Here is a 12126-nt window from a genome sequence, read left to right as displayed (position 1 = left end):
CATCTATGCCACGAGTCAGATCCGGCCTCGCCCGTACCGCCGCGGTGTTGGCCGGCGGCCTCGCCATGGCGGTCCTGGCGGCCTCTCCGGCCATGGCCGACACCTCACAGTCCTCGGCCGCCGCGCTGCAGATCAGCCTGCTCGGTGGAGGTATCGCGAGTTCCGGCACCGCGTCGGCGACGAACGACGGCACCACCGAGTCGATCTCCGGCAACCAGAGCCCGCCGTTGGCCGTGCTCGGCGGACAGACCGTCATCACCGCGGGGGTGCTGGCGCAGAACGTCCGCGCCTTCAACGACGGCACCTCGGCGGCCTGCGCCGGTGTGCTCGGCGTGGGCGGCACCGTGACCATCGGTCCCGGCGGGTCGTGCCTCGTCACGCCCGGTGCCGCCGTGACGTTGAACCTCGGCACCAACGGGCTCGCCACGATCGCGCTGGTGGCCGACGCCATCTACTCGTCGTGCACCGCCACCAGCAGCCCGTCGGCGACCGGCACGGCGACCCTGGTGAACGCCCGCATCACCTCCACCGTGCTGGGCGTCGAGACGACGCTGCTCAACCTGCCCGCCAACCCGGCACCGAACACCGGGTTGAGCGTGCCGGGTCTGATCGACCTCACGCTCAACGGCCAAACCAGCTCGGGGGTCGGTCAGCTCAGCGTCACCGCGCTGAACCTCACGGCGCTCGGTGGGGCGCTGGCGGGCGTCACCATCGGCACGTCGAGTTGCGGGGCCAACGCGGTGGCGCCGCCCATTCCGGTGATCCCGCTCGCCGGGGCACCGCTCGCACTCGGTATCGGCGCACTCGTGGCCGGCACCACCGGCGGGTTCTCGCTCTATCGGCGTCGCCGCGCGGCCGCCAGGAGCTGACCCGTCATGTGTGCGAGCAGGTCGACGACACGAGAGGTCCTGATTCTCGCCGGCACCAGGCCGGAGGGTGTGAAGACCGCGCCTCTGATCCGCCGTCTCCTCGACGATCCGAGGTTCACGGTGCGGGTGGTGGACACCGGCCAACAGCCGGGGCGCGTCACCGAGGCACTCGCCCCGTTCGGCCTCCGCCCCGAGGTGAGCCTGCGGCCACAACGGCGCAGCGGCTCGCTTGCGGAGTTGGCGACGGCCCTCATCACCGGGGTCGACGAGTTGCTCGCACACCACCGTCCAGCGGCGGTCGTGGTGCAGGGGGACACCACGACCGCCCTGGCCGGCGGGACGGCCGCATTCTGGCAACGCGTCCCGGTCGTCCACCTGGAAGCCGGTCTACGGACCAACGACCTGGACCGGCCGTTCCCGGAGGAGGCGAACCGGGCGATGCTCGCCCGGATCGCCGCGCTGCACCTCGCGCCCACTGAGGCCGCCAGGACGAACCTCCTGGACGAGGGCATCGCCGCCGGGGCGATCACGGTGACCGGCAACACCGTGGTGGACGCGCTTGAGGACCTGGTCGAGCGCGGCGTGGCCCGGCCACCGGCGTGGGTCGAGCCGACCCGAAAGCTGGTCGTGGCGACCGCGCACCGCCGGGAGAACTGGGGCCAGGGAGTGGCGGCCACACTGGACGGGCTGCGCCGCCTGGCGCGGCAACGCTCCGACGTCCAGGTCGTCATGGTCGCCCACCCGAACCCGCGCCTCAGCGCCGAGGTCAGCGCGGGCCTGGCGGGCATCGCCAACGCACGGGTCACCCCGCCGCTTCCCTACCCGCAGATGGTCGGGCTGCTGCGGATGGCCGACCTGGTCGTCACGGACTCCGGCGGCCTGCAGGAGGAGGCGGCCACCCTGGGGGTGCCGCTGCTGGTCACCAGGGACACCACCGAACGTCCGGAGGCCCTGGCAGCGGGTCGGGGCGAGTTGGTCGGCACCGATCCGGAGTTGCTGCTGTCGGCCGGCCTCCGGCACCTCGCCACGGAGCGCGCGTCGATAGCCGGCTCACCGTTCGGCGACGGACGGGCCGCCGGACGGTGCGTCGCCGCGATGGCGCGGCTCCTGGACGTGTCGGCTCGGCGCGTCATCCAGGTCCGCCGGACGGTCGGCGTAGCGACCTGAGACTCCAACAATTCGGACAATCGTCAGAATATTGGGACAAACCTCTTGGGCCATCTGATAATTGACCCATCGATCGGCAGCGTTCCGGGCCGACGTTCTCACGTGGTCAGTGATCGAAGGAGTCGTCAGGTGCAGACGTTGGTCAACGGGCAGCAGTCCCCGACTCTGCAAAGTAGGTTCTCCGCCCAGCACAACGCATTCGGCGTGCTTCGCCTGGCGATGGCCTGTGGTGTGATCATCGCGCACGCCGGGCCGTTGGGCTTCAGCGGGGCGAACATCGGCGCGGCGGCGTTCGGCTGGCAGAGCGATCTCGGCACCATGTGCCTGTACGGGTTCTTCCTGATCTCCGGCTTCCTCATCACCGACAGCGCCCTGCGCTCCACCCTGCGCCAGTACGTCCGCGCGCGGGCGCTGCGGATCTTTCCCGGCTTGTGGGTCTGCCTGCTGGTCACAGCGTTCGTGTTCGCCCCGCTGGCGGCGCTCTACGAGAACGGCAACCTCGACGGGTTCTGGGGGCACCCGGACGGCCCGTTCGACTACGTCATGACCAACATCCTCGCCTCGATGGAGCAGTTTCCCATCTCCGGGCTGCTGGCCGACACTCCGTACGGGCAGCTCGTCGGCGGACCGAGCGCGTTCAATGGTGCACTGTGGACACTTCGGTACGACTTGGCGCTCTACGCCGTCATCGGTGTCCTCATGGTGACCTCGGTGCTGCAACGCGCCCCTCGCGCGGTGCTCCTACTGACCGGCGGTTGCTACGCCCTGATCCTGGCGGACTTCTTCGCCGCGCCGAATTGGAGTTCCCGGCCGCCCCAGCACGGCGCGGTCGGACCGTTCCCACTGATCGGGGCGTTCGCCGCCGACTGGACGCTGATGCTCGGCTTCCTGTTCCTGCTGGGCGCCGCCGCACGCCTGTACGCTCACCGGGTCCCCATGAACGCCCCGCTGGCCGTGCTGGCCGCCGTCACGCTGGTCGGCTCGCTGTGGCTGGGCGGATTCTTCGCGGTCGGTCTTCCGGCGTTCGCCTACCTGATGCTGTTCGCGGCGGTCGCGTTGCCCAGGAGGTGGTCCCGCGTCAGCCGCCGGAACGACTACACGTACGGCATCTACATCTACGGCTTCCCGGTCCAGCAGATGATCGCTCTGTTCGGCGGCACCCGGTTCGGGATCGTGGGCTACATCGTGCTGAGCCTGCTCGGCAGCGTCCTGTGCGCCGCCCTCTCCTGGCACCTGGTGGAGCGTCCCGCGCTCGGGTTCAAGACCGGCAGCGGACGCGCCCGGCACCGGGTCGCCAAGCAGGCCGCCCGTCGACGTCCGCAGCGCGCCGCCGGCCCGGTGGGCGCCCAGCGGGCCGAGGCACGCCCGTCAACCGGCCGGCACCAGGCCGGCGCGCGGCACAGCCGGTCGACGCAGCCGATCCCGAAGGCGGGGGCCGCGCCGCGCCGCGCCAACCGGTCCCGTAGGCCGGACCTGACGTTCCTGGTCTCACCGGGCCGGGCCACGACGGCAACCGCGCCGGAGAGCGTGATACCGGGCATCCCGGCCGTGACCACGCCTCCTGAGCGCGCGCAGACCACCGCCACCACGTCGTCCGAGTGACACCGTCGGGGCCGGAGCCAGTGGCGCCGGCCCCGGCCCGCCACGGGGGCCGGAGCCGTACGCCGACTCCGACCCCCGTTGGTCCGCTCGTAAGTGCTACGGGGCCGGGTACTGCGCAAGGTAGACCGGCGCGCCGACCTTGGTCATGTCGGCCGCGTCGCCGACGCCGTTGACGACGTGGTCGATCGTCCCGGCGCTGAGGTTCACGGTCATGATGTGGTGCAGCTTCACGCCCGGCCGGTTCGGCACCTCGAAACCGTTCTCGGTGTGGATCGACGGGTTGTTCTGGTTGAAGACGTACACCCCGCCGCCGTGCAGCGTGTGGTGCCGCACCCGGTCACCGACCTTGTAGCCGGCCCAGCCCTCGACCGGGCCGTTCATCCAGTCGGCCTGCGTCGGCGGGTCGTACGGCAGCTCGTTCTGGTAAAGGATCGTGGTGCCGTGCTCGCCGTTCCAGACCGTGTTGTAGCGCTGGAAGTGCTCGACGAACAGGCCGGTGGCGGTCACGTGATCGCCGTTGATGACCGCGCCGTAGCGACCGGTGTTGGTCCGCCAGCGGTCGGTGTCGCCGTTGACGCCCTCGGTGAAGCCCTCGACGCCGTGGTCACCACGCCAGACCCAGGTGTGGTCGATGAGCACGTTGTCGCTGTGGACCTCCAGCGCCGTGTCCGTCCGGCCGATGTGCGGGCCACCGACGCGGAAGTACACGTCGGACAGCGTGGTCGGGTTGTGCCGGCTGCTGGCGTTGTGACCGTGCTCTCGACCCACCCGCAGCAGGACCGGCGACTCCACGGTGCCGGCGTCGATGGTGACACCGGCGACGATCACGCCGGGTACACCGGCGACGTCCAGCGGCACGGCGCCCCTGACGGCGGTGAGGGTGGCGTGCCCGATGCCGAGCACGACGGTGTCGGCGCGCCGGATCTCGATGCTGCGCGCGACGTCGTACACCCCGGGGGTGAGCAGCAGGTGCTTTCCGCGGGCGAGTTGCGCGTTGATGACGCGTACCGGGTCGGTGGGCTTCGCGACGAAGAAGTCGCCGATCGGGATGGTCCGGCCCGGCGTCACGCCGTCCGCCCAGGAGACACCTCGGCTGTCCCGCTGCGCGGCGGGCACCCGCACCTGGTAGCGGCCCTTCCCGTCGACGAAGAGGTACGGCTTCTCCCGGCTGAGCGGGGTGGTGTCCAGGGTGGTGTACGGCGGGTCGGGGAACGTGGCGTCGTCGGGCGCGCCCTCGACGCCCGCGAAGACCTGGTTCCACACCGCGTTGGACCAGCCGCCGACCTCGCTGTTGCGGGTCAGCCACTGCTGCTGTGAGCCGTTGGTGGTGGCCGGCAGCCGGGAGTCGGCGATGAAGCCGCCACTGGCGTACTGCGGACCGGCCGTGCAGTAGTCCATCAGCGACAGACCGCCGCCGCCGATGTTCAGCCGACGCATCGACACCGCCTGCGAGACCGCCCAGAAGTTCGCCGACGACCGGCAGCCGTCCTGACCGGCGGCGTTGATGGTGAGCGACAGGTTGGACAGGGTGCGCCAGAAGTTCACCAGGGCCAGGCAGTTGCCGGTGCCGCCGTCGGCCAGGCAGCGGTTGTAGACCTCCAGCTTGCCGTTGACCGTGACGTCGGTGGGCGAGGCGCCCAGGCCGGACACCTCGGTGTAGTAGCCGACCTTGGCCTGCAACGGCTGCTCGGCGGTGCCGTAGGTGCCCGGTTTGAACAGGTAGGCGTGCCGCTCGGTGCCCATCTCGTTGTCGACCTGCCGGGTGTGGGCCGCGTCGAGGGTCTGCTGGATCTCACCGACCGGCATGGACGGGTCGAAGATCGTCACGTTCGGGCCGAAGTCGGGTGCGCCGTGCGTGGGGCGGCCGGCGGAGGCCGCCGTGCCGCTCACGGTGACGGCGGTGGCCACCATCAGGGCGAGGATGAGGGTACGACGGGACGGGGTTGACATGCGGTTCGTCCTCTCCGCTGCCCGGAGCGGGGTCCGGCGCAGTCTAGGGCGGTGAGAGCGCTCTCTCGCCCCTGTTTCTACCTGGCGAACCGGCCCCACGCCATTGCCGGGATCGGCGAACTTCGGTCGGTCGGTGAGAATGGACCGCAGAACGGGGAGGCGCCCATGCGAACCGACGCACTGCCGCACGTGGACGAACACGTCACCGTCATCACAGCCGAGCCCGACGAAGCCTGGCCGCACCTCGTGCACGTCGTCGAAACCACGTTCGACGGCCCCGGCATGCGCGCGTACGCCCGCCTGGTCGGCACCGCCGACCCCGTCGCGTCCGGGCCCCGACCGCTCGCCGAGGGCTCGACGATCCCCGGGTTCCGGGTGGCCACCGCGATCCCCGGGAGGGAGCTGACGTTACGGGGCAGCCACCGGTTCTCGACGTACGCGCTGGTCTTCCGGCTCGAACGGGCCGGGCCGGGCCGATCCCGCCTCCGGGCCGAAACCCGGGCGGTCTTCCCCGGTCTGACCGGTGGCCTCTACCGGCAACTGCTCCTCAGGTCGGGCGGTCACATGCTCGGCGTACGGCGGATGCTCGCGGCGGTCCGCCGCAGCGCGGAACGACGACCCTGACCGTCCCCACCGCTCAGCCGACTGTCACCCTCCACCCTCAGCGCGCCGGTCGGATCCGGCGGCGCACCGGTACTCGATCGTCGCGGCGACTGTTTCGGCGGCCGCCGCGCCGACTTCGCGTTCCGTGATCCACAGGCCCAGGTCCAGCCCGGCGGAGAGCGCACCCGCGGTGATGAGGTCACCGTCGTCGACCACCCGCTCGTCGAGGACGGTGACCCCGTACGCCCGCAGCTCCTCGTACGCGTTGCGGTTGGTCGTCGCACGACGGCCGGTCAACAGCCCGGCGGCGGCGAGCAGGAGACTGCCGGTGCACACCGAGGCCAGCCACCGCGTCGACGGTGCCAGCTCGGCCAGTCGGGCAGGCAGCACCCCGTGCTGCGCCTGCGCCCACGTCCCCGCCGCGGCCCGGTTCAGCCAGCCCCCGCCCGGTACGACGACACCGTCGGCCTGTCCGAGTACCGCCGGCACGTGCAGCTGGACGCCGCGCATGCTGCGTACCGGCCCCGGCCGCTCGACCGCGACCAGCTCGACGGCGAAGCCCGCCATCGCCAACACCTCGAAGGGTCCGAACACGTCCAACTCGTCGAAGCCGTCGAAAACCACGATCTCTATTCGCACCCGGTCAGGATCTCGCCCGGTCAACGGGCATCACGAGTGGCATTCTTGCCACTGTGCACAAGCAATCCGCCACGCACCAGGTCGCCGTCCTCGCCCTGCCACCTGTCGTAGCCTTCGACCTGACCATCGCGACGCACGTCTTCGGTCACGAGGGCCAGGGCCGGTACGCAACGACCGTCTGCTCCCCCGACGGCGGCCCCGCTCCGACCACCACCCCCGGACTCGGCATGACCGTCGACGCCACCCTCGACGCCGTGAGCCGCGCCGACACCGTGATCGTGCCCGGCTTCGCCCGTGGACCCGCGCCGGTCCGAGCGCTCGACGCCCTGGTCGACGCGTACCGCCGGGGCGCGCGTGTCGCGTCGATCTGCACCGGCGCGTTCGCGCTCGCCCAGGCCGGGCTGCTCGACGGCCGACGGGCCACCACCCATTGGATCCACGCCGAGGCGCTGGCCCGCGAACACCCCCAGGTCACCGTCGACGCGAACGCGCTGTACATCGATGAGGGACGGGTGCTGACCAGCGCCGGACTGGCCGCGGGCCTCGACCTGTGCCTCTACCTGATCGGCCGGGACCACGGTCAGACCGCAGCCATCGAACGCGCGCGCGTCATGGTCACCCCACTGCACCGCGCCGGGGGCCAGGCCCAGTTCATCCCCGTCCAGGGGGTCACCGACGACGCCGACCTGGCCGCTGTCACCGGGTGGGCGGTCGCTCGCCTGCACCTGCCGATCACGGTCGCGGACCTCGCCCGGCAGGGCCTGCAATCCACCCGTACGCTGCACCGCAACTTCCGGCACCAGTTCGGGATGAGCCCGCAGGCATGGCTGACCCAGCAACGACTCCGTGCCGCGTGCACCCTGCTCGAGGACGACGCCGTCACCATCGACGAGATCGCCCGGCGAACCGGACTGGGCACCGCCACCAATCTGCGAGCCCACTTCCGCCGCGCCTTCGCCACCACCCCGACCGCCTACCGCAGGGCGTTCAACCCCTGACCGCGTCGCTCGCGCGGCGCCACGTTCACGGTCGGCGTCCGGTCGCCTGACCGGCGATAGGATGTCCGCCGTGCAGTTCGGGGTGCTCGGGCCGCTCGCCGTGACCACCGACGCCGGCGAGCCGGTGGTGGTGCCCGGCACCAAGGTCCGTGTGTTGCTGGCGGACCTGCTGACCAACCGCAACCAGGTGGTCTCGGCGGACCGCCTCATCGACGACCTGTGGGGTGACGATTCCCCCGCCAATCCCGCCGGCGCCCTGCAGGTACGTGTGTCCCAGTTGCGCAAGGCGCTCAACGACGCCGAGCCGGGCGCACGGGACCTGGTGGAGTCGAGGCCGCCCGGTTACCTGCTGCGGGCCGATGCCGTCGACGCGGACCGGTTCGCCGAGCTGGCCTGCGGCACCGACGTCGACCGGCTCAACGAAGCCCTGGCGTTGTGGCGCGGCGAGGCGTACGCCGACGTGGCCGACGCCGAGTTCGTCCGGGCCGAGGCGACCCGCCTGACCGAGCAGCGCCTCGCGGTGCACGAGCGGTTGGCCGAGGCCCGGCTGGCCCGGGGTGAACACGACCTGGTCGCCGCCGACCTGGCCGAATTGGTCGCCCGGCACCCGCTGCGGGAAGGGCTGCGGGCCGTGCAGTTGCGCGCGCTGTACGCGGCGGGCCGCCAGTCCGAGGCGTTGGACAGCTACGCGGATCTGCGCGACCGGCTCGCCGACGAGTTGGGTCTCGACCCCGGCCCGGAGTTGGTCGCGCTGCACCGCCGGATCCTCGAACAGGACGCGAGCCTGAGCCCGCCGCCGAGGGCCACGATCCTCCGCAGCAGCGGCCTACCGGCACAGCTGGACGAGTTGGTCGGGCGGAACGAGGCGTTGGCCGAGTTGGGTGCGCTGCTGCCCCGGCAGCGACTGGTCACGCTCGTCGGCCCGGGTGGCGTCGGGAAGACCCGACTGGCCGTCGAGACGGCCCGCGAGCTGTCCGTTCCCGACGGCGTCCAACTGGTCGAGCTGGCCCCGCTGCCGGCTGGCGACACCCTCGTCGCCGAGCAGGTGCTCGCCGCCCTGGGCGCCCACGAGACCGTCGGCGCGAGCCTGTCCCCCACCGACCGGGTGGTCGCGGCCCTGCGGCACCGCCGACTCCTGCTCGTGCTGGACAACTGCGAGCATGTCGTCGAGCCGGTGGCCGCGCTGGTCGCCCGACTGCTGCGCGACGTACCCGGGCTGCGGGTGCTGGCCACCAGCCGCGAGCCACTCGGTCTGACCGGGGAACTGCTCTGGGAGGTACCCCCGCTGCCGGTGCCCGAGGACGGTGACCTGGACGCGGTCCGGCACTCGGCGGCGGCCCGGTTGTTCGCGGCCCGCGCGAGCGCCCAGCAGCGCGGTTTCCGCCTCGACGAGCGGACGGCGTCGGCGGTCGCGCAGCTCTGCCGTCGCCTCGACGGCCTTCCGCTGGCGTTGGAGTTGGCCGCGACCCGGGTGCGCGCGCTGGGCGTGCAGGGTGTGGTGGACCGGCTCGACGACCGGTTCCGGCTGCTCAGCACCGCACAGCGGGACGTACCGCTGCGGCAGCGGACGCTCACCGCGGTGATCGGCTGGAGCTGGGACCTCCTCGACGAGAGCGACCGGGCGGTGCTGGCCCGGCTGGCGGTGTTCCGGGACGGCTGCAGCCCGGAGGCCGCCGAACGCGTCTGCGATACCGATCTGGACACCCTGGCCCGACTGGTGGACCGGTCGCTGGTGGTGCTCGACGACTCCGGCGCGGACCCCCGCTACCGGCTGCTCGAATCGGTCGCCGCGTTCTGCCTGGACCGCCTGACCGACCCCGACGAGGTACGCGCACGGCACGCGGCCTACTACACCGAGCTGGCCGAGCGCGCCGACCCGGAACTGCGCGGGGCAGACCAACAACGGTGGCTGGCGCTGCTGGACGCCGAGACGGCGAACCTGCGGTCGGCCCTCGGTCACGGTGGTGGGTTGCGCCTGACGGTCGCGCTGAGCTGGTACTGGCACCTGCGCGGCCGGCTCACCGAGGCGCGGCGGGCGCTGACCGTGCCCGGCGACCCGGAACAGGAGGCCCGCGCGGCCCCGTGGCGCGTCGGTTTCGCCCTGTCGCTGGGCGAGGCGGTCGCGCCCGACGACGTACGCGCAGCGGTGGCCGTCGACCCGGACGGCCACGCCGCCTGGTTCGCGGCCAACGCGGTGATCGAGCACGGTGACCTGGCACTGGCGGCGGAGCTGCTGCCCACCGCCGCGGTCGACAGGTGGACCGAGGCCGCGGTGCTCACCTCCCTGGCCCACCTCGCGCACGCGAACGGTGACCAGGCCACCCTGGAACGCACCGCGACGCGCAGCGCAGCGCTGTTCGCCGACCTCGGCGACCGGTGGGGCCGTCTCCGGGCGACCGAGTGGGTGGGCGGGCTGGCCGACATGCGCGGCGAGCACGAGCGCGCCGCCGCGCTGCACCGGGAAGGGCTGCGCTGGGCCGAGGAACTGGCGCTCTGGCCGCAGGTCTGCGCCGAGCTGTCCTGGTTGGCCTGGCTCGCGGTGCAGACCCGCGACTACACCCAGGGCCGGGAGCTGGCCGAACGGGCGTACGGCCTGGCGGTGGAGCAGGGCTCGCCCGGTGCGCTGGTCTTCGCGGAGATGAGCCTCGGGCTGGCCGCCCGCCGCGACGGGAAACTCGACCTGGCCGTCACCCACCTCAGCCACCTCGTCGAGCTGGGCCGCGGCGAGAGCCAGCCGGCGCTGTACCTGCCGATGGTCCTGGTCGAGCTGGGCTACGCGATCGAGCAGGGCGGTGACCCGGACGCCGCGCTGGCCCTGCACATCGAGGCGTTCGACGCCGCCGAGGCGATGGCGACGATGCGCGACGCGGTCGGGCCGCTGGAGGGGATGGCCGCGGCGGTGCGCTCCCCCGAGGTCGCCGCCCGGCTGCTGGGCGCCGCAGCCGCCGCCCGGCTCGCCACGCGGTCCCCCGCCGCGCCCGCCGAACGCGACGACGTCGACCGGGTGACCGAGCGCCTGCGGGCCGAACTCGGGCCGGAGCGGTTGGACGCGTTGCTCGCCGAGGGCGCGAAGCTGAGCCCGGGCGAGGCCCGAGCCCAGCTCTGAGTGTCGGTCAGGCCGTCGTCTTCGGCCGGTACGAGGCGACGATCACGCCGCTCTTGTGCACCCGGGTGTCGACCAGGTCGAACGACGCCTTGAAGTCGGTCAGCGGCACCGTCAGGCTGGCGCCGCCCTCCAGCACGGGGTGGATCCAGAACCGGACCTCGTCCACCAGACCCGCGCGGATCAGCTGCGCGGTGACCGAGCCGAACCCGTACTGGATGATGTTCCGCCCCTCCTGGGCCTTGAGCGCGCGGACCGCCTCGACCAGGTCTCCCTGGAGCACCTCGGTGTTCTTCCAGGTGGGGTTGGTCAGGGTGGTCGAGGCGACGTACTTCTTGACGTTGTTGAAGTACGCGGCGCCGGTGTTCGGGTCGCTCTCGTCCATGTTCGGCCAGGCGACGGACATGCCGTCGTAGGTGGCCCGGCCCATGAGCATCGCGTCCGCCTCGTCGGTCTGCTCGCCGGCGAGGCTCATCGCCTCTTCGTCGAAGTACGGCGAGGTCCACATCGGGTTCTCGATGACGCCGTCGAGGGTGACGTAGGTCGAGTTGATGAGCTTGCGCATCGGATTCTCCTGGCTGTCGGTCGTGTTCTCCGGTGACACCCAGAACTCTGCCGGTCCCCGCTTACGATTCGCTTCAGGTGCCCGAGCCCGGGTCCGAAAGTGGGTCGGCCAGCGGGATCGGCAACACCTGCGCGGCAGCCGTGCCCCCTCCGGTCGAGTGCGCCGGAGCGGGGCGGTCGCCGGTGCGGCTGTGCAGCCGCCCCTGCCCGGCCGACCCGGCACGCCGCATCACCTCGACGGTCACCATCCGCACCGGCGGTGGCGGCGCGGTGAAACGCCCGACCCCCCAGCGCACCCAGATCGGGATCCGCCCGGCGTCCGCCTCCGCGAGCAGCTTCTGCACCGTCCGGGAGCGGTCGGTGTGGTCGACCTCCACGACCACGGGCGGACCGTCCGGGCGGGCGCACGCCACGTCGAGGACCGAGTATCGCTGCTGAAGCGGCGGTGGCAACGGCAGGACGCTCGGCGCGCGCCGGTAGACCCGCCAACCCTGGGCGTCGGCCCACCGCACCACCGAGTCGATCACCAGTGCGGTGACGTCGTCGGTGTCCAGGTCGACGAAGATCAGGTCGGTCAACCAGCGGCCCAGGTCGGCGGCCAACCGCTCGCCCTGCGCCGTGACGTCCACCG

Annotated in this window: 10 protein-coding genes; 6 read left to right on the top strand and 4 right to left on the bottom strand. The window is 72.1% G+C overall.

The window, feature by feature from the left end:
- Positions 1–5 precede the first annotated feature (5 nt).
- The 3 genes from O7617_RS26960 (at position 6) to O7617_RS26950 (ending at position 3638) form a co-directional block, all read left to right on the top strand.
- Positions 6–869: a choice-of-anchor P family protein gene (locus O7617_RS26960; RefSeq protein WP_282258982.1), complete on the top strand. Its 864-nt coding sequence runs from the start codon at positions 6–8 to the stop codon at positions 867–869.
- 6 nt (positions 870–875) lie between these two features.
- Positions 876–2036 (top strand): UDP-N-acetylglucosamine 2-epimerase (non-hydrolyzing), encoded by a 1161-nt coding sequence (gene wecB, locus O7617_RS26955; RefSeq protein WP_282258981.1) that lies wholly within the window; start codon positions 876–878, stop codon positions 2034–2036.
- 129 nt (positions 2037–2165) lie between these two features.
- The gene (locus O7617_RS26950) at positions 2166–3638 is read left to right on the top strand and encodes an acyltransferase (RefSeq protein WP_282258980.1); all 1473 of its coding nucleotides are present in this window, start codon (positions 2166–2168) and stop codon (positions 3636–3638) included.
- Between the two features lie 96 nt (positions 3639–3734).
- Here O7617_RS26950 and O7617_RS26945 read toward each other — a convergent pair whose 3' ends face one another.
- A complete protein-coding gene (locus tag O7617_RS26945) occupies positions 3735–5588 on the bottom strand; it encodes an adenylyl cyclase (RefSeq protein WP_282258979.1) in 1854 nt (617 codons plus the stop codon).
- A gap of 165 nt (positions 5589–5753) precedes the next feature.
- Between O7617_RS26945 and O7617_RS26940 the strand changes: the two genes are divergently transcribed.
- Positions 5754–6212, top strand: a complete 459-nt coding sequence (locus O7617_RS26940) for a hypothetical protein (RefSeq protein ID WP_282258978.1) — start codon at positions 5754–5756, stop codon at positions 6210–6212.
- 24 nt (positions 6213–6236) lie between these two features.
- Here the strand turns inward: O7617_RS26940 and O7617_RS26935 are convergent, their stop codons facing one another.
- A complete protein-coding gene (locus O7617_RS26935; protein WP_282258977.1) occupies positions 6237–6830 on the bottom strand; it encodes a DJ-1/PfpI family protein in 594 nt (197 codons plus the stop codon).
- 53 nt (positions 6831–6883) lie between these two features.
- Here O7617_RS26935 and O7617_RS26930 point away from each other — a divergent pair, with 53 nt between their 5' ends.
- Both O7617_RS26930 and O7617_RS26925 read left to right on the top strand, forming a co-directional pair.
- On the top strand, positions 6884–7828 hold the full coding sequence (locus O7617_RS26930; protein WP_282258976.1) for a helix-turn-helix domain-containing protein: 945 nt from the start codon (positions 6884–6886) through the stop codon (positions 7826–7828).
- A gap of 70 nt (positions 7829–7898) precedes the next feature.
- Entirely contained in the window at positions 7899–10934 is a 3036-nt protein-coding gene (locus tag O7617_RS26925) for a BTAD domain-containing putative transcriptional regulator (RefSeq protein WP_282258975.1), read from the top strand.
- A 7-nt stretch (positions 10935–10941) separates the two neighbouring features.
- Here the strand turns inward: O7617_RS26925 and O7617_RS26920 are convergent, their stop codons facing one another.
- Complete coding sequence (locus tag O7617_RS26920; RefSeq protein ID WP_282258973.1) at positions 10942–11496, bottom strand: dihydrofolate reductase family protein; 555 nt, start codon at positions 11494–11496, stop codon at positions 10942–10944.
- 73 nt (positions 11497–11569) lie between these two features.
- Positions 11570–12124, bottom strand: a complete 555-nt coding sequence (locus tag O7617_RS26915) for a hypothetical protein (RefSeq protein ID WP_282258971.1) — start codon at positions 12122–12124, stop codon at positions 11570–11572.
- Positions 12125–12126: the final 2 nt, after the last annotated feature.

Origin of the sequence: Micromonospora sp. WMMD1155, from assembly GCF_029581275.1 — a bacterium.
GTDB lineage: Bacteria > Actinomycetota > Actinomycetes > Mycobacteriales > Micromonosporaceae > Micromonospora.
The sequence above is the reverse complement of the archived record's forward strand: the minus strand, read 5'-3'. Positions and strand labels throughout refer to the sequence as shown.